General features: G+C 67.0%; 17 protein-coding genes. 7 read left to right on the plus strand and 10 right to left on the minus strand.

The annotated features are described in order from the left end of the window. The first annotated feature begins 168 nt into the window (after positions 1 to 168). From AC3A6P_RS11230 to AC3A6P_RS11245, 4 genes are read left to right on the plus strand one after another with little or no spacing between them, the layout of a single operon-like run. Positions 169 to 954: a sugar phosphate nucleotidyltransferase gene (locus AC3A6P_RS11230; RefSeq protein ID WP_487691560.1), complete on the plus strand. Its 786-nt coding sequence runs from the start codon at positions 169 to 171 to the stop codon at positions 952 to 954. After that, complete coding sequence (locus tag AC3A6P_RS11235) at positions 951 to 1,613, plus strand: PIG-L deacetylase family protein (RefSeq protein ID WP_487691561.1); 663 nt, start codon at positions 951 to 953, stop codon at positions 1,611 to 1,613. The genes AC3A6P_RS11230 and AC3A6P_RS11235 overlap by 4 nt, the downstream gene beginning before the upstream one ends. Next, positions 1,601 to 2,656 carry an NAD-dependent epimerase/dehydratase family protein gene (locus tag AC3A6P_RS11240; RefSeq protein ID WP_487691562.1) on the plus strand — a complete coding sequence of 352 codons (1,056 nt, stop codon included), beginning with the start codon at positions 1,601 to 1,603 and terminating at the stop codon, positions 2,654 to 2,656. Before AC3A6P_RS11235 ends, AC3A6P_RS11240 begins: the two co-directional genes overlap by 13 nt. Beyond that, positions 2,637 to 3,866: a methyltransferase domain-containing protein gene (locus tag AC3A6P_RS11245; RefSeq protein WP_487691563.1), complete on the plus strand. Its 1,230-nt coding sequence runs from the start codon at positions 2,637 to 2,639 to the stop codon at positions 3,864 to 3,866. Before AC3A6P_RS11240 ends, AC3A6P_RS11245 begins: the two co-directional genes overlap by 20 nt. Here AC3A6P_RS11245 and AC3A6P_RS11250 read toward each other — a convergent pair. After that, positions 3,853 to 4,401 carry a dTDP-4-dehydrorhamnose 3,5-epimerase family protein gene (locus tag AC3A6P_RS11250; protein ID WP_487691564.1) on the minus strand — a complete coding sequence of 183 codons (549 nt, stop codon included), beginning with the start codon at positions 4,399 to 4,401 and terminating at the stop codon, positions 3,853 to 3,855. The two genes, AC3A6P_RS11245 and AC3A6P_RS11250, sit on opposite strands and share 14 nt — an antisense overlap. A 14-nt stretch (positions 4,402 to 4,415) precedes the next feature. Here AC3A6P_RS11250 and AC3A6P_RS11255 point away from each other — a divergent pair, with 14 nt between their 5' ends. Then, complete coding sequence (locus AC3A6P_RS11255; protein WP_487691565.1) at positions 4,416 to 5,471, plus strand: class I SAM-dependent methyltransferase; 1,056 nt, start codon at positions 4,416 to 4,418, stop codon at positions 5,469 to 5,471. On the opposite strand, the gene AC3A6P_RS11260 is transcribed toward AC3A6P_RS11255, so the two are convergent. The 4 genes from AC3A6P_RS11260 to AC3A6P_RS11275 form a co-directional block, all read right to left on the minus strand. After that, positions 5,424 to 6,758 carry a lipopolysaccharide biosynthesis protein gene (locus AC3A6P_RS11260; RefSeq protein ID WP_487691566.1) on the minus strand — a complete coding sequence of 445 codons (1,335 nt, stop codon included), beginning with the start codon at positions 6,756 to 6,758 and terminating at the stop codon, positions 5,424 to 5,426. The two genes, AC3A6P_RS11255 and AC3A6P_RS11260, sit on opposite strands and share 48 nt — an antisense overlap. Then, positions 6,755 to 7,648, minus strand: a complete 894-nt coding sequence (locus AC3A6P_RS11265; protein WP_487691567.1) for a glycosyltransferase family 2 protein — start codon at positions 7,646 to 7,648, stop codon at positions 6,755 to 6,757. The genes AC3A6P_RS11260 and AC3A6P_RS11265 overlap by 4 nt, the downstream gene beginning before the upstream one ends. Further along, entirely contained in the window at positions 7,645 to 8,523 is an 879-nt protein-coding gene (locus AC3A6P_RS11270; protein ID WP_487691568.1) for a glycosyltransferase family 2 protein, read from the minus strand. Before AC3A6P_RS11270 ends, AC3A6P_RS11265 begins: the two co-directional genes overlap by 4 nt. Positions 8,524 to 8,922: 399 nt before the next feature. Continuing rightward, positions 8,923 to 9,618 carry a demethylmenaquinone methyltransferase gene (locus AC3A6P_RS11275; RefSeq protein ID WP_487691569.1) on the minus strand — a complete coding sequence of 232 codons (696 nt, stop codon included), beginning with the start codon at positions 9,616 to 9,618 and terminating at the stop codon, positions 8,923 to 8,925. A gap of 92 nt (positions 9,619 to 9,710) precedes the next feature. On the opposite strand from AC3A6P_RS11275, the gene AC3A6P_RS11280 reads away from it, so the two are divergent. Continuing rightward, on the plus strand, positions 9,711 to 10,535 hold the full coding sequence (locus AC3A6P_RS11280) for an SDR family oxidoreductase (protein WP_487691571.1): 825 nt from the start codon (positions 9,711 to 9,713) through the stop codon (positions 10,533 to 10,535). A gap of 60 nt (positions 10,536 to 10,595) precedes the next feature. On the opposite strand, the gene AC3A6P_RS11285 is transcribed toward AC3A6P_RS11280, so the two are convergent. Beyond that, positions 10,596 to 11,723: a glycosyltransferase family 4 protein gene (locus tag AC3A6P_RS11285; protein ID WP_487691572.1), complete on the minus strand. Its 1,128-nt coding sequence runs from the start codon at positions 11,721 to 11,723 to the stop codon at positions 10,596 to 10,598. A 103-nt stretch (positions 11,724 to 11,826) separates the two neighbouring features. Between AC3A6P_RS11285 and AC3A6P_RS11290 the strand changes: the two genes are divergently transcribed. Continuing rightward, positions 11,827 to 12,498 (plus strand): DsbA family protein, encoded by a 672-nt coding sequence (locus tag AC3A6P_RS11290; RefSeq protein ID WP_487691573.1) that lies wholly within the window; start codon positions 11,827 to 11,829, stop codon positions 12,496 to 12,498. On the opposite strand, the gene AC3A6P_RS11295 is transcribed toward AC3A6P_RS11290, so the two are convergent. From AC3A6P_RS11295 to AC3A6P_RS11310, 4 genes are read right to left on the minus strand one after another with little or no spacing between them, the layout of a single operon-like run. Next, positions 12,479 to 12,979 (minus strand): DUF3592 domain-containing protein, encoded by a 501-nt coding sequence (locus AC3A6P_RS11295; RefSeq protein ID WP_487691941.1) that lies wholly within the window; start codon positions 12,977 to 12,979, stop codon positions 12,479 to 12,481. The genes AC3A6P_RS11290 and AC3A6P_RS11295 overlap by 20 nt on opposite strands. Positions 12,980 to 12,984: 5 nt before the next feature. Continuing rightward, positions 12,985 to 14,595: a 2-succinyl-5-enolpyruvyl-6-hydroxy-3-cyclohexene-1-carboxylic-acid synthase gene (menD, locus tag AC3A6P_RS11300; protein WP_487691574.1), complete on the minus strand. Its 1,611-nt coding sequence runs from the start codon at positions 14,593 to 14,595 to the stop codon at positions 12,985 to 12,987. A 12-nt stretch (positions 14,596 to 14,607) separates the two neighbouring features. After that, a complete protein-coding gene (locus AC3A6P_RS11305) occupies positions 14,608 to 15,417 on the minus strand; it encodes an alpha/beta fold hydrolase (protein ID WP_487691942.1) in 810 nt (269 codons plus the stop codon). Between the two features lie 49 nt (positions 15,418 to 15,466). Continuing rightward, entirely contained in the window at positions 15,467 to 16,747 is a 1,281-nt protein-coding gene (locus tag AC3A6P_RS11310) for a glycosyltransferase (RefSeq protein ID WP_487691575.1), read from the minus strand. Between the last annotated feature and the right edge of the window lie 2 nt (positions 16,748 to 16,749).

Genomic DNA, 16,749 nt, shown 5'->3' on the forward strand with positions numbered 1-16,749 from the left:
GGAGATTTGCTGTGCTCGTGTTGAAACGTTGATGTAACGGTGCTAACTTCGGGTGATTCGCCGCGCTTCCCGCCCTAGGAAGCGTCGGGGGTTAAGAAGTGAAATTTTGCGGGTACAGATCCTGCGCGCATCCGGTGCGCCTCGCAATCGTCCAACTGGGAGCGAAGTATGAAGGTTGTCTTGTTCTGCGGTGGCTACGGGATGCGGATGCGCACCGCGCAGGACGACGTCATACCCAAGCCACTCCAGATGGTGGGCCCACGCCCGCTGGTCTGGCACGTGATGCAGTACTACGCCCACCACGGCCACAAGGATTTCATCCTGTGCCTGGGTTACGGCGCAGAGAAGATCAAGGAGTACTTCCTGCGCTACAACGAGACCCCCTCGAACGACTTCGTGCTGGCCGACGGCAAGGTGCAGATGCTGTCGTCGGATATCGCCGACTGGACCATCACCTTCGCCGAAACCGGTATCGAATCCCCCATCGGCGAGCGGCTCCGCCGGGTCCGTAAGTACCTCGGCGATGACGACTACTTCCTGGCCAATTACGCCGACGTCCTGACCGATGCCCCGCTCGACACGATGGTCGAGAACACCGTCAACAACGGGGCTCTCGCCTCGATGCTGGTGGTTCCGCCGGCCTCGTCGTTCCATTGTGTCGATCTCTCCCCCACCGGTGAGGTCAAAGAGGTCCAGCCGCTGGCCGAGATGTCCGTCGGGATCAACGGCGGCTATTTTGTGCTGCACCGTGACGTCATCGACCTGATTCCGGAGAACGGCGATCTGGTGGGTGACGCCTGCTTCTCCTTGGCCGGCACCGGAAAGTTGATCGGCTACCGCCACGAAGGGTTCTGGAAGCCGGCGGACACCTTCAAAGAGCGCGCCGAACTCGACACCGACTACAACAAGGGCGTGCGGCCGTGGGCGCTCTGGGAGAACAAGGCCGCCGCGTGACGACGCTGTCACCGCAGAGCATTTCGAGTGTCGCGGTGGTCGGGGCGCACTGCGACGACATCGCGATCGGCGCCGGAGCCACCCTGCTGCAGCTGACCCGGCGCAATCCCGGCCTCGTGGTCCACGCTCTGGTGCTCACCGGGGCCGGGACCGAACGGGAGATCGAGGAGAAGAACGCGTTTGCGGCGATGTGCGGCGACGCCCAGGTGCACCTGACGGTAGCCGGCTTTCCGGACGGCAGGCTGCCCCTGCACTGGAGTGAGGTGAAAAGCCAGGTGGCCGAGTTCCGGCGCACCTGCGAACCCGATCTGGTGATCGGCCCGCAGCGACACGATGCCCACCAGGATCACCGGCTGCTCGCCGAGGTGATGCCCACCGAGTTCCGCGGGCACCTGTACTGGGGCTACGAGATCCTCAAGTGGGAGTCGGATCTGCCCACGCCCAACGTGTTCCACCCGGTCACCGCGGAGATCGCCGCGCAGAAGGAACGGCTGCTGCACACCAGCTATCCCTCCCAGACCGGCAAGCCGTGGTTCGACGCCGAGGCCTTCCTCGGCCTGATGAGAATCCGCGGCGTCCAGTGCCAACACCGCTACGCCGAAGGCTTTGTCGCGGACAAGGTCACTATCGAATTGGAAGAACACTCATGCGTGTCTTGATCACCGGATCCGACGGTTACCTCGGTGCACTGGTGGCGCCGTACCTGCATTCCCACGGCGTCGAGGTGGTGGGGCTGGACACCGGCTACTACAAGTCGGGTTGGCTGTGCTCGGAACGTCTGGCCGGTACCGGGCCCTACACACCGGCGACACTGGTCCGCGATATCCGTGACGTCACCGTCGACGATCTCCGCGGTTTCGACGCCGTGGTGCACATGGCGGAGCTCAGCAACGACCCGCTGGGCGACCTGATCGGCGAGGTCACCTACGACATCAACCACGGGGGCAGCGTCCATCTGGCGCAGTGCGCCAAACAGGCTGGGGTGACGCGGTTCGTCTACATGTCCTCGTGCAGCGTGTACGGCGCGGCGGACGGTATCGTCGACGAGACCAGCCCGCTGAATCCGCTGACGGCGTACGCGAAGTGCAAGGCCATGGTGGAACGGGACCTGACCGCGATGGCAGACGACGGTTTCTCGCCGACGTTCCTGCGCAACGCCACCGCTTTCGGCGCCTCGCCGCGGATGCGGTTCGACATCGTGCTGAACAACCTTGCCGGACTGGCGTGGGTGAACAGCACCATCGCCATGACCAGCGACGGCACCCCATGGCGTCCGCTGGTGCACGGCCTGGACATCGCCCAGGCGATCAGGTGCGCGCTGACCGCCGACCGCGAAACCGTGCACACTCTGGTGGTCAACGTCGGCAGCGACGAGAACAACCGCACCGTGCGCGATATCGCGACAGCGGTGGGTGACGAATTCCCGGGCTGCACGGTCACTTTCGGCCCACCCAGCGCAGACCAGCGCAGCTACCGGGTGGACTTCTCCCGGATCCGGAACGTGTTCCCCGAGTTCACCGCGCAATGGGACGTGGCCCGCGGAGCTGCACAGCTGCACCGCGTGTACGGCGCCATCGAACTGACCGAGGCGATGTTCTACGGCCGCGGCCACACCCGGCTCAAGCAGATCGAATACCTGCTTGCCACCGGACAACTCGACAGCCGACTGTTCTGGAGTGAGCATGCGCTGCAGACTGTGTGACTCCGACCGGTTGCGCAGCATTCTCGATCTGGGCGCCACACCGCCCTGCGAGAAGTTCCTCTCCGAAGCCGAACTCGATCTACCGGAATCGACGTACCCGCTGCATCTGCGGCTGTGTGAGGATTGCCTGCTGCTGCAGATCCCGGCACTCATCACTCCGGAGGACACCTTCACCGAGTACGCCTACTTCTCGTCGTTCTCGGACAGCTGGGTGGCGCATGCCAAGACATTTGTCGCCGAGACCACCCGACGGCTGGGGCTGGGACCCGACTCGCTGGTGGTCGAGGTGGCCAGCAATGACGGATACCTGCTCCAACACGTGGTTTCGGCCGGAATCCCCTGCCTCGGTATCGAGCCGTCGGTGAATGTCGGCCTCGCAGCGCGTGAACGCGGAGTGCCCACCACCACCGCCTTTCTGGATGAGGCCCTGGCCGCCGACGTGCGGGCCGAACACGGCCCTGCCGACCTGGTGGTGGCCAACAACGTGTATGCCCACATCCCGGATCTCCTCGGCTTCACCCGGGCGTTGCGGGCACTGCTGGATGACCAGGGCTGGCTCAGCATCGAAGTGCACCACGCGCTGGATCTGGTGCGGTACGGCCAGTTCGACACCATCTATCACGAACATTTCCAGTACTACACCGTGTTGCCGGCCATGCGGGCGTTGGCCAGTGCTGATCTGGCGGTGGTCGATGTCGAGCTGTTGACCACCCATGGCGGATCGATCCGGCTGTGGGCGCGTCCGCTCGCGGCTGCCGGAGAGCCCAGCCAGCGAGTGCGTGACGTGCTCGCCACCGAAGCCGCCCACGGGCTGCACGAGGTCGACGGATACCGTCAGCTGAAGGGCCGCACCGAGGCCATTCGGCACGAACTGCTCCGCTTCCTACTGGACTGCCGCGCCGAGGGCAAACGTGTGGTCGGCTATGGCGCGCCGGGCAAGGGCAACACGCTGCTCAACTACGCCGGCATCCGCTCGGATCTGATCGAGTACATCGTCGACCGAAACCCCTACAAACACGGCAGATTCACCCCCGGTACGCGGATTCCGATCCACGATCCCGCCCTGCTGGCCATCGACCGGCCCGACGTGGTGCTGGCCTTGCCGTGGAACCTGGAAACCGAGTTGACCGCGCAGCTGAGCTATATCGCCGAGTGGGGCGGGCAACTGTACTTCCCGCTGCCCGAGATGCATCGGGCTACAGCTTGGTGAGCAGCTCAGCCCAGCTTCCCGCCGCCGCATCGCGTGCCGAGATCTGTGTCACCGGTTGCGGCCACGCGATGGCGAGTTCGGTGTCATGAGGGTTGACCGAGAGGTCCTCGGCCGGGTCGTGCGGCCGGTCGATCCGGTAGCACACGTCGGCCTCGGGAGTCAGTGCCTGAAATCCGTGCAAGAACCCGGGCGGGATGTACAGATGGCGAAAAGTGTTGTCGTCGAGCAGGAACGTCTGCTGCTGACCGAACGTCGGCGAATCTCTGCGGATATCGACCAGCACGTCGGACACCGCTCCCCGGGCGCACCGCACCAGCTTGGCCTCACCCCGGCCGGAACGGCCGTGCATCCCGCGCAGCGTTCCCTGCACCGAGCGGGACTGGGAGTCCTGGACGAAGGTCGCCGACACCGCCGCACCGAGGTAGCTGTCGAAGATGTCCGCATCGAAGGTCCGCGAGAAGAAGCCACGGTGATCATGATGAGGTTCGTTGTTGAGTACCAACACATCCGCCAGCCGCGCCTGCTCGATCCGCACCGGGTGATTGTGGCATGAAATCGTGTCGCGGATGCGCCGGACCGGATCTGCATCCGGTGCTGGATCTGGGTCTGGTGCCGGCGGCCGACCATTTCCCGCCGGCGGAAACACCGCTGTCCGATCGGGAATCGACACACCCGCTGAGCATGGTCCTGTGTTCGGGGTGCGGGCTGGCGCAATTGGCCGACGACGACACCGACACCGAGGAACCGCGCGGTATCGAGCCGTTGGCGCTGCGATTACAAGCCGCCGACGCGGTGCACCGAGTGGCCGAGGCCGGCTGGTTGCGCGGTACCACCGTCCGCGAGTTCGGCAGCCCCCACGGCGGAAGTTGGCTGCCGCTGCTACCCGACTTCGCCAGCGCCGAGACCGCCGACATCGTGCTGGACTGCTTCGGGATCATGCACGACGCCGACCAGCGGGAGGCGTTCCGGATCCGCAGCGCCGCGACGGCCCCGGGCGGGGTGCTGCTGCTGCAGTTCCACTCACTGTTGACGATCGTGGAGCAGGGTCAGTGGAATGCCCTGCGGCACGGCCACTTCGGCTACTACTCACTGACCGCGCTGCGCAGACTGCTGAGTGCGGTGGGGATGAGTGTGACGGCGTCATGGGAATTCGACCTCTACGGAGGCACCGTCTTGTCCGCCGCAGTGCACGGTCACGCCGAGCCCGACCCGACCACCTCGGCGATCCTGGAGCGCGAACAACGCTTCGGAATCACCGAACCGTCGGTGGTCGGACAACTGGGGCGCGGTGCCCGTGCTCAGTCAGCAGCGTTGCGAAACTGGCTGGAATCAACGCAGAACCGGGTCTACGCCTACGGGGCGTCCTCCCGTGCGGTGGCGCTGTTCTGCCTGGCCGGCCTGGACCGGCGGCTCCTGGCGGGCGTCGCCGACGCGTCCACCGCCAAGCAGGGCCGCCGAATGCCGGGCACCGACATCCCGATCATCGCTCCGGAGACCCTCGAAGCCGCGGCACCCGACGAGATACTGCTCACCGTCCCCGACATCCTCGGCGAAGTGTCACAACACTTCCCCGGGCTGAACGGGCGGTGGCGCACCAGCTGGTGAATCCGCGTCGGGCGGATTGGCCCGCGCCAGCCAACCCGGATCCCGTTTGTTGCGCCGGAAGTAGCGCAGCACCGGCACGATCAGCAGCGCGGCGGTCACCGATTCCACCGCCAGGTAGGCCCAACCCACACCGATGACCCCAAACATGTCGGTGGTCACGAAAGACCCGCCGATGATCAGCGTCGCCGCCGTGACCCGGATACCGAAGATCAGCCCCAGGCGGCGCTCCACCCGGGCGAAACCCTCGTAGATGGCCGACACCGCTGACAGCGGGATGAACAGTGCGGCAAGGTACAACAGCGACTCGCCGTGCTGCCGGTACTCCCCACCCACCAGGCCCAACGCGAACGGGCCCGCGGTCACCAGCCCCAGACTGCCGACGAGCGCGGCGATCGAGGTCATCTGCACCATCCGCTTCGAGAGGCTCGCCACCTTGTCGGGGTGTGCTGCGACCTCGGCCACGAACGGGCTGATGATCAGGTGCATGGTCATGTACAGCACGCTGACGATGGCCCACGCAATGGTGAAATGCGCGTTGGCCACTGCGCCGAACTGGCTGAGCACGATCAGCGGCACCACCAGAGGTGCGACCACCGAGGCCGCGGTGAGACCGAACGACGGCCCGAAGTACTGCGCGATCTCCCGGCGGGGCGGCAGGGTGGGGGCGGCCAGGAATCGCGGGTCGGTGCGGTAGCGGTGCCGCATCGCCGCCAGGATGACGATCACCGCGAGCGCGCCCGTCACACCCCAGGACAACACGATGGCCAGCGCACTGCCGGTCCACGCGAAAGCGACGAGGGCCACCAGCTTGACCACGGCGTGGAAGGTGTTCTTGGCCGCCGCCCAGCGGGCGACGCCCAGGCCGGTGGTGGCCTTGTCCTGCAACGTGAACAACGCATGCTCCACCACCAGCAGTGGGTACAGCAGCACCATCCAGCTGGACACGAAAAGCTCGTCGGGCCCCAGGAACACGGCTCCGATGCCGGCGACCAACGCCGCACACGCGACCACCAGGAAACCGCGCAGCAGCAGCCCGCCGGTGCGGGTGCCGGCCAGAGGCAGGAACCGCTCGAACAGCGCGTCGATACTCAACAACGACAGCGCCGCCAGCATGATCGCCGAGTTCAGCACCGCCGACCCGACGCCCACCGCTTCTGGCGGGTACAACCGCGCGGCGGCACCCCAGAACGCCAGGCCCAGCACGCCGCTCAGCAGGTTGGAGAAGATCAGGGAGTAGGTGTTGAGGCGCAGATTACGCTGCGCGGGAGCCTCTTCCGCCAGCGTCATCGATGCCGTCGCGCGTCACGGCGTTTACTGATCGCGAAGAGGACGATTCGCCGTAACTGCTTGTCGTAGGTGTTGACCCGGCAGATCATCCGGTCGGTACCCGTGATGCCCCAGCGTTGCTGCGCGGCGAGGACACTGACAAACGCCTTGTGCTGCGCCAGCTGTGAGCGAACCGCCATGGTGGCCGAGACGGTCTGGCTGCCGAACCGGAACGACGCGAGAGTGCGTGGGATGCCGTAGAACTCGCCGTGATGCAGCAGGCGGACCCACAGCTCGACATCGGCGAGGAACAGCAGTTCGTCACGGAAACCGCCGGCACGGAGGAAATCGGCGCGCCGGAACATCACCGCCGCGGGGGCTCCGATGGGGTTGGTTCCGCTGCGGACGATGCGCCGGACCACACGGTCGGCGGGGTGGCGTCCGATGACTCCTCGCAGGCCACGACCGGGCCGCAGCAGCACGCCTTCGTCGTCGACGAAATCGGTTTGCACGCCGACAAGGGCGACGTCGGGGTTGCTGTCCAGGACAGCGGTCTGCGCGGCGACGCATTCGGGGTGCAGGATGTCATCGGCGCACACGAGTTTGACGTAGTCGCCCCGGCACTCGGCCACCGCGCGATTGAAGTTGTCGACCAGCGGAACCCTGGAATCGTTGCGGATCACGCGAATGCGGTTGTCGTCGAAGCTGTTCAGCACCGCAGCGGTGCCGTCGGTGCAGTTGTTGTCGAGCACCACCACTTCAAAGTCGTCGTGCCGTTGGGCCAGCAGACTCTCGATGGTGCGGCGGATGTGCCGTTCGGCTTGGTAGGCGGGCACACACAGCGACACCTTGGGACGGTCGGCGTCGCCGGCGGCGGCGGGCCGGTTGTCCACCTGCACCAGGCCGGTCACTGCGCTCGCTCCCGAGAAAGAGTTTCGACAGTGGGTGTGGTGACCGCGCGACGCCCGAGGCGGCGGCGGAGGAAGGTGCCGAACGGGATGACGTTGGTGTCGGTGCTGGTGCGCGGGGCTTTCACCCTGCTGTGCGAATGGAATTCGCTGCAGATGGTGCGCAGCACCCGCAGGCCGTCGCGCACCGCATTGAGATTGCTCTCCCCGTGAATCCGGTTGGCCTCGTGGCTGTGCACCTCGGCGATGGTCAGACCGCGTGCGACGGCACGGACGTTGACCATCGTCTCGATCTCGAATCCGTCACCCCACTGCGGTTCGCGAGTGGTGCTGTCCGGCAGGTCGATGACGTCGAGGCAGTACCGCCAGAAAGCGTTGTAGCCGTAACACAGATCGCTGTAGGTGGCCGAGAACAGGATGTTCACCAGTGCGTTGAGTCCCCAGTTGCCGGCGCGGCGGATCCTGGTGATGTCGACGCTGCCGCCGCCGGCGATGAAGCGGGAGCCCTTGGCGAAATCGGCGCCGGCCAGCAGCGCGCCGACGAAACGAGGGATCTCCGCCGGATCGGTGCTGCCGTCGGCATCGATGGCGACGATGATGTCGCCGGAGGCGGCGGCGAACCCGCAGGCGAGTGCATTGCCCTTGCCTTTCCGGGTCTGCTGGATGTGCACGGCGTCCGGCCACAGCTGGCGGGCGACGGCCACGGTGTCGTCGACGGAGCCACCGTCGACAACCACGATCTCATCGATCCCGGCGGGCATGCGTTGGGCAACATGCGGCAGGTTTCGCGCTTCATTGAGCGCCGGGATGATCACCGACACCGAGGGCAGCGGGTCATCACCCGGCAGGGCGTCGCGGATACTGATCGCAGGGGTCATCAACACGTCTTCCGTTACACAGTGGGGCGGTCTAGCTGCGGGCGTTTCTGTGGATCAGATACGCATGACTTTTTTCGGCCGTCCCCCGAACGCCCTGCGTTGGCTGATCGCTACGGTAGCTAATTCGTAACACGGCTCCTTGTACCCAAGCGAGCCAAAATGTATGCAAATGATCAAGGTCACATATTGACATGCCGGTCGATTGCTGGAATCGCAAATGACGGTTACAAAGATAGCATTGCAGCTGTTGGTCGCCGATAATAAGGCTCCCGCGGCAGAAACTGTCTCGTTTGCCACTTCTGCACGCATCGGTCAAGGGCAAAGCCAGCCCGCCCGGGCCGGGCCCACGGCAAGACGCGCCACATTACGAAAGAGCACATTTCCAGCAGTGATGCTGGCTCAGACCCCGATGGGTTTGGTGGCGGCGTGCAGAGCGACAATGCCTGCAGTCAGATTGCGCCACCGGACCTGCGACCAGCCAGCCTCCGAGATCAGCCGCGCCAATGCCGCCTGATCGGGCCAGGCGCGGATGGACTCGGCCAGATACTCATAGGACTCCGGATCGCTGGACACCACGCGTGCCATCGCCGGCAGCGCCCGCATCAGGTACTCCTTGTAGACGGTCGCGAACACCGGAACCGTCGGCGTGGAGAACTCGCACACCACCAGGCGGCCACCCGGCTTGGTCACCCGCGCCATCTCGCGCAGCCCACCCACCGTGTCGACCACATTGCGCAAACCGAAGCTGATGGTCACCGCGTCGAAAACCCCGTCATCGAACGGTAATTTCGTGGCGTCGCCGGCCACCTTCGGGACGGGCCGGGCGGCGCCGGCGGCCAGCATGCCGACCGAGAAATCGCACGCCACACACCACGCGCCGGACTTCGCGAGTTCCACCGTGGACACGGCCGTACCGGCCGCGAGGTCGAGCACGCTGTCCCCCGACCCGATCCGCAACGCCGACCGGGTGGCGCGCCGCCAGAAGCGATCCTGGCCCATCGAGAGCACGGTGTTGGTGAGGTCGTAACGACGGGCCACGGCGTCGAACATCGAGGCGACCTCGTGGGGGTCCTTGTCCAGCGTCGCGCGGCTCACCTACTTAACGCTACCTGTGAACTTTTGCCTTCCGGGAATGGGCGTCATCCGCCAGTGTTGGTAGCCGAAGACAGCAACCACGAAGGGGCAACATGGCAGAGAAGGTCTGGTTCATCACGGGCACCTCCCGCGGCTTCGGCCGGGAGTGGACGATCGCGGCGCTGGAGCGCGGCGACAAGGTTGCCGCGACGGCCCGCGATACCGCGACCCTGGACGACCTGGTGGCCAAGTACGGCGACGCCCTGTTGCCGATCACACTCGATGTCACCGACCGCGACGCCGACTTCGCCGCCGTGGCGCAGGCTCACGAGCACTTCGGCCGACTCGACATCGTGGTCAACAACGCCGGCTACGGACAGTTCGGGTTCATCGAGGAACTCTCCGAGCAGGAAGCGCGCGACCAGATCGAGACGAATGTGTTTGGCGCCCTGTGGATCACCCAGGCCGCTTTGCCGTACCTGCGGGCACAGCGCAGTGGGCACATCATCCAGGTGTCCTCCATCGGCGGGATCACCGCCTTCCAGAACGTCGGTATCTACCACGCCTCGAAGTGGGCACTCGAGGGTTTCTCACAGGCACTGGCGCAGGAAGTCGAGTCGTTCGGTGTGCACGTCACGCTGATCGAGCCGGGCGGTTTCGACACCGACTGGGCCGGGCCGTCGTCCAAGCGCGCGACGCCGCTGCAGGACTACGCCGAAGCCCACGAGGCGGCCAACGCCGCCCGCGCCAAGCGCGTGGCCAAGTCCGGCGATCCGGTGGCGTCGGCACAGGCGCTGCTGAAGGTGGTGGACGCCGAGAAGCCGCCGCTGCGGGTGTTCTTCGGCGAGCTGCCGCTCTCGTTGGCCAAAGCCGACTACGAGAACCGGCTCAAGACCTGGGAGGAATGGCAGCCGGTCGCGGTGCTCGCCCAGGGTTAGTCGGGATTTGGGCGCGCTGGTAACCGCTCAGCGGTTGCGAGCGCGCCCAAATCGCACGGTTTAGGCGGCGCGGGCGCGGCGGGCGCCCAGGACGGCCTCGTAGTGACCGAGCAGCTCATCGCAGATCGCCGGCCAGGTGCGGCTCAACACGCTGCGCCGGGCCGCACCGGTGTAGCGGCCACGCTCGGCCAGCAGGTGATCCACCGCCGCGGGCAGGCGTGATTCGAACTCCGGCACATCGAGCAGCAGGCCGGTGCGCAACGGCGACACCAGATCCCGTGGCCCACCGGCGTTCGGCGCGATCACCGGTACACCCGAGGCCATGGCCTCCTGCACGGTCTGACAGAACGTCTCGTGCTCACCGGGATGGACGAACACATCCATCGACGCATACGCGGTGGCCAGCTGCTCACCGTACAATGCACCGGTGAAAACCGCTGATGGCAAAGCATTTTCGAGCTTCTGACGGTCGATGCCGTCGCCGACGATCACCAGCTGCAGATCCTCTCGCTGAGCCAGTGCGGCCAGGCGCTCGACGTGCTTTTCCGGCGCCAGCCGGCCGACGAAGCCCACCACCGGTTTCCCGGACGGCGACCACAACCGGCGTAACTCATCGGAGCGGGCCGACGGCGCGAAACCGGTGACGTCGACACCGCGACCCCACTTGTGTACCCGCGGGATGCGATGAGCGGCAAGGTCTTCCATGGCCGCAGTGGACGGCGCCAGGGTGCGGTCGGCGCGGCTGTGCAGATGCCGCGTCCACGCCCACGACGCCCGTGACAGCGCCGGGACACCGTAGCTGGTCGCGAACCCGGCGACATCGGTCTGGAACACCGCCACCGTCGGCACCCCCAGGTACCGGGCCGCGTGCAGACCGCCGTACCCCAGCAGGGCCGGCGACGCCAGGTGCACGATATCGGGGTCGAAACCCCGCAGCACCCCGACCATTCGGGGCCTCGGCACACCCAACGGCAGTGAGGTCACCTTGGGGAACATCTTCGACGGCACCCGGTGGACCCGGATCCCGTCATACAGTTTGTCGGCCGCCGGCTCGCCACGCGGAGTGTCAGGGGCGATCACCAGAGCCTCATGACCGGTGCGGCGCAGATGCTCCAGCACCCGCAGCACCGAGTTGGTGACTCCGTTGACATTCGGCAGGAAACTCTCCGCGACGATCGCAACGCGCACGCCAGAACCATGACAGGACAGGCTTTCGGCAAGGTTGCCGCCAGGAAGACGTCACGCGAAGAGTCGGCGAGACGGTAGGTTTTGTGCCGAAAGCGAGGTTTTGATGCGACACACGAGGACGGTCGTCGCGCTGACGGCGGCGTTGGCGCTCACGCTGACGGGCTGCGCGAAGGAGATCGCCGGCGTGGCCGTGCCCGACCCGCGTCAGCCCGGGGTGGCACTGACCCCGGACGGCTTCGGCATCGTGACCGGTTTCGCCGACGCCCCCGTGCAGGTGGAGATCTTCACCGAACCGCAGTGCTCGCACTGCGCCGATCTGCAGGCCATGCACGGCGAAGACCTCAAGGCCGCCATCGAGAACGGTCAGCTGACCGTCACCTACCGCCCGTTGACCTTCCTCGACGACGAGTACATGACCGACTACTCCGCCGCCGCCAGCAACACCATGTTCCTGGCCGTCGACCAGGCCACCGACGCCGGGACCTTCCAGACCTACGTCGAAGACTTGTGGGCCAACCAGGATCTGTCGTTCTTCGATTTCACCGATCAGGATTTCGCCGATATCGCCACCGACAGCGGGCTGTCCGACGAGATCGTCGCGCGCATAGCCGACGGCGAGTCCGCCGTGGACCCGGTGCAGCTGCTGGAGGTCAATTTCGCGGCGCTGGAGGATGTTTCGCCCGACAGCCTGGGCACCCCCCTGGTGTACGACCTGAACAACGACGAGGTGGTCGACATCACCGAGGACGACTGGCTCACGACGCTGCTGCGCTGAGTTCGAACCGTTTCTCCAATGCCGCCAGCCCGAACAGCGCCGCGGCCGCCACCAGCCAGCCGACGACGGCCACCGACAGGGCCGGGATGATGGCCAGCAGTGCGTTGCGGTCCTGGACGCGCACCAGGTCCGGGTTGGACCGGTCGTATTCGACGTAGATCCGCATACCGTTCTCCAGCTCCGACGGGTACAGCACGCCCAGCTCCGGCCGGTAGGTCACCCGGTCGGGGGTGACGAACTCGATGGTCGAGCGGCGCGGGCCGGCGTCGAGCACTTCGGCCGCGGCCACCCCCATGTTGCTCTCGATGGCCAGGTCGTTGCGGTAGGCCCCGGCCACCAACAGCACCGACTGCAGCGTCACCAGCGACACGATGACGAGCACCGCCACCCGCGCCCAGCGGATGAAGCGGCCCGGCCTGGTGTGCGACACCTCGCCGCCCGGGCCATGCAGCAGGATGTCCCAGACCCCCTTGAGCCTCAGGAGCACTACAGCGCCGCCTTGATCGCCGCGTGCAGCGCCCGCAGCGACGAACGGTCGGCCTTCACCTCGAGCACCCGCATCCCGGTGAACGGTTCGTCGAGGGCGGCAGGCAGGTCGGCGAGTTCGAGCGGGGTGTGGTCGACGTGGTAGGCCCGGCACAGGGCGCCGACGTCCACGTCGTGCGGGGTGCCGAACACCCGGGACGAGACGTCCTGGAAACGGGGGTCGCCCTGCTCGAGCAGTTCGAAGATGCCGCCGCCGTTGTCGTTGGACACCACGATGGTCAGCTGCTGCGGCGACGGTTCGGTGGGCCCGATCAGCAGGCCCGAACTGTCGTGGACGAAGGTCAGGTCGCCGATCAACGCGATGGTCCGGCCCGGATGCGCCAAGGCGGCGCCGACGGTCGTCGACACCGTGCCGTCGATCCCGGCCACACCGCGGTTGGACCGCACCTTCACCCCGTGCGGCAGCAGACCGACCAGGGCCGCGTCGCGCACCGGGTTGGACGCACCCAGGATCAGCTGGTCGCCGTCGCGCACGGTGTCGGCGATGGCCGCCGCGACGTGCAGGCCGGTGGTCAGCGGGTGCGCCTGCAACTGGGTGCGCACCGCGTTGAGCGCGTGGGCGTGGACGTCGGCGCAGCGCTTGAGCCACGCCGGGTTGGGCGCGCCGCTGGTGATGGCCCGGGTGCCGGTGGCCTGGGAGTTGCCGGACACATCCGGCCAGCGCGGCCCGGTGGTCAGCGCGAACACCGGCACCGACGGGTCGGCCAGCAGCGACGACACCGGACGGTGCAGGGTCGGCCGGCCGGCCATGATGACCTGTTTGGGATGCAGCAGCGGCAACGCCAGCGGGTGCAGCGGGTTGGCCGCAGCCGGTGCGGTGGGCTCGGCGACCGTCGGCAGCTCGGCCAGCGCGGGATGTGCGCCGGCGCCGTGACCCGAGATCACCACGGTGTCCGGGGTGATGTCGATGTCCAGCGGCTGATCGAAGCTCACCGGCGGGGTGTAGGTCCACGGCCGGCCGTTGGGCCTGCCCGCAGGTATCGGGCCGTTATCGGTGTCGGGGACCAGCGGCTCGCGCAGTGGGATGTCGAACTGGACGGGGCCGGCGTTGCCGCTGCGCGCACCGGTGGCCGCGACCAGGACCCGGCACGTCGCCGACCGCCACTGCGCAGCCTGCTTTTCCACGGCGTCTTCGGCCAGACCCAGGCTGATGGTGGCGCGCACCTGCGTACCGAAGTAGCCCAGCTGCTCCATGGTCTGGCTGGCGCCGGTGCCCAGCAGCTCATAGGGACGGTTGGCGCTCAACACGATGAGCGGGACACGGGCGTAGTTGGCCTCGACCACCGCCGGGCCCAGGTTGGCCACCGCGGTGCCCGAGGTCATGGCGATCGGCACCGGCGCTGCTCCGGCGACCGCCAGACCGATGGCCAAGAAGCCCGCGGTGCGTTCGTCGATGCGCACGTGCAGGCGGATGCGGCCCGCGCGGTCGGCGTCGGCCAGGGCGAATGCCAGCGGGGCGTTACGTGAGCCGGGACACAGCACAACGTCCCGGACGCCGCCGCGGATCAGTTCGTCGACGACGATGCGTGCCTGTGCCGTCGAAGGGTTCATTACTACAGCCTGTCACAAGACGTTCAAGGAGCGCCTCGGCGTGTTTCCGGCCCCGAAGAACTCCAGGATCGCGGTGTTGACGGCCTCGGGCTGTTCGATGAACCCGAGGTGGCCCGCCTCCCGGATCTTGCGGAATTTCGCATTCGGGATGGCGTCGGCCACCTCGGCCCCCAGGTGCGGCGGCGTCACCACGTCGTCGGCGAACCCGATGACCAGTACCCGGTTGGCGATGCTGCGGTACACCGGCAGGCGGTTCTCGTACGGCGCCACCTGCAGTTGCGCCAGCAGGCCCGGGGTGTTGCGCTCCGGCCACATGGTGAACATCTCGATCCAGTCGGCCGCCACCCGGTCGTTGTTCAGGGTGACCGGCGAAAAGCTCTCCAGCATACGGATTTTCGCGCTGTAGTCCGGCGGCAGCTCGACACCGGCTTCCATCCGCTTCTTCTCGGCCTCGATGAAGAATCCGCGGGTGTGGTCGTGACGGCCGCGGGTGGCCATCAGGACGGCCTCGCTCACCAGCTCGGAACGCGCGACCATGAGTTCCTGGGCGATGAAGCTGCCCATCGAGACCCCGACGATACGAACCGGCCCGCCCACCAGCTCTTCGATCAGGGTGGCGGTGTCGTTGACCATCGTCGCGGTGGTGAAGCCGTTGGCGTTCTCGGTGGCGCCGACGCCGCGGTTGTCGAACGTGAGGACCCGGTAGCCCGCCCGCTGGAAGGCCGGCACCTGGTGTAGATGCCACGTGCGTCCGGCTCCCCCGCGTCCGGCGATGAACAGCACCGGGTCACCGGAGCCGCGGTCGTCATAGGCCAGGTTGATCACCCGGCCCAAGTTACTACGTGCGATTACGACCGCTCAGCGCGCCTTTTCACGCCCGGGTGCCCGCCGCGATCACGTTGTCGACCACCGCGGCCAGGCCGTCGAATCCGGGCGCCGCGGCGATGTCCGCCGCGACGCGACGGCTCGCCTGCCGGTAACGCGGCTGACTAAGCACCGCCATGATGTCCCGCTTCAGCGCGCGCGGGCTCGGTCGTTCACTTCTGATCCGCCGTCCGACGCCGGACCAGGCCACCCGGGCCCCGACCTCGGGCTTGTCCTCTTTGCCGCCGGTGGCCACGATCGGCACACCGTGGCGCAGCGCGTACTGCACCCCGCCGTATCCGCCGTTCGTGACGTAAACGGCTGTGCGGGGCAGCAATTCGTCATAGGGCAGATATGTCGCCGCGCGGGCGTTGGCGGGCAGCGGGGGCAGCGTGTCGAGCGGGCGGTTGCCGGTTGAGACCACCACCAGCACGTCCTCGTCGGCCATGGCGAGCAGCGTCGGCGCGATGGCCTGGTCGTAGTCGACGTTGGCGACCGTGCCCTGGGTGACGTGCACGACGGGCCGTGTCCCGTCCAGATCGGACCACCACTGCGGCAACGGAGCGTGTGACACCCCTGACAAGGGGCCGACGAAGTGAAGCTCCGGCGGTGCGTCGCTCACCGGATACTCGAACGACGGCACGCCGAACTGGACGACCGCGTCCGCTCGGCGCGGCCAGTTCATCAGGGTGCCCGGCATGTCGACGCCGTGCACCTGCCGGTGCAGGTCATTGATCGTCCGATAGGACTGTCGCAGCACGTGGCGACTCACCGCGAGCAGCGCGGCGTTGCGCGGGCGGTTGAGCACTCGGGCCGGCCGAAGTCCCATGCCGAACGGCGGGATGTCGTGGCTTTCGACGCACAGTGGGATGACGCCGCACATGACGACGGCCGGGCGTTCGGGACGGCGGTGCGCGAGCAGGAACGCGGCGCCGAGAAACACCGGGTCGGCGAGAACGACGTCCACAGGTCGTGCTGCCATGGCCGTGACGATCGCGTGGTACTGCGCCTTCGCGGGCCGGGCGAACACGTGCTCGACGTCGAACGCGATGGCCTTCGTGCCCGTCAGCTTCGCCCGCTCGGGGAAGCTGTCGAACAGGGACTCGTCGTAATCGGCTTCGGCGGGCAATGGCAGGTGGGTCGCTCCCGTCGCGGCGATCTTGTCCGCGAAGCGTGCCCCGGTGAGGAATCGGACGTCGTCGCCGCGCCTGACGAAGTTCTCGGCGGCGGCCAGCAGCGGCGTCACATGACCGTGTGCAGGAATGCAGGCGATGAGGATGGATGGCATGG

This window comes from Mycobacterium sp. Soil_C_30, from assembly GCF_057656995.1.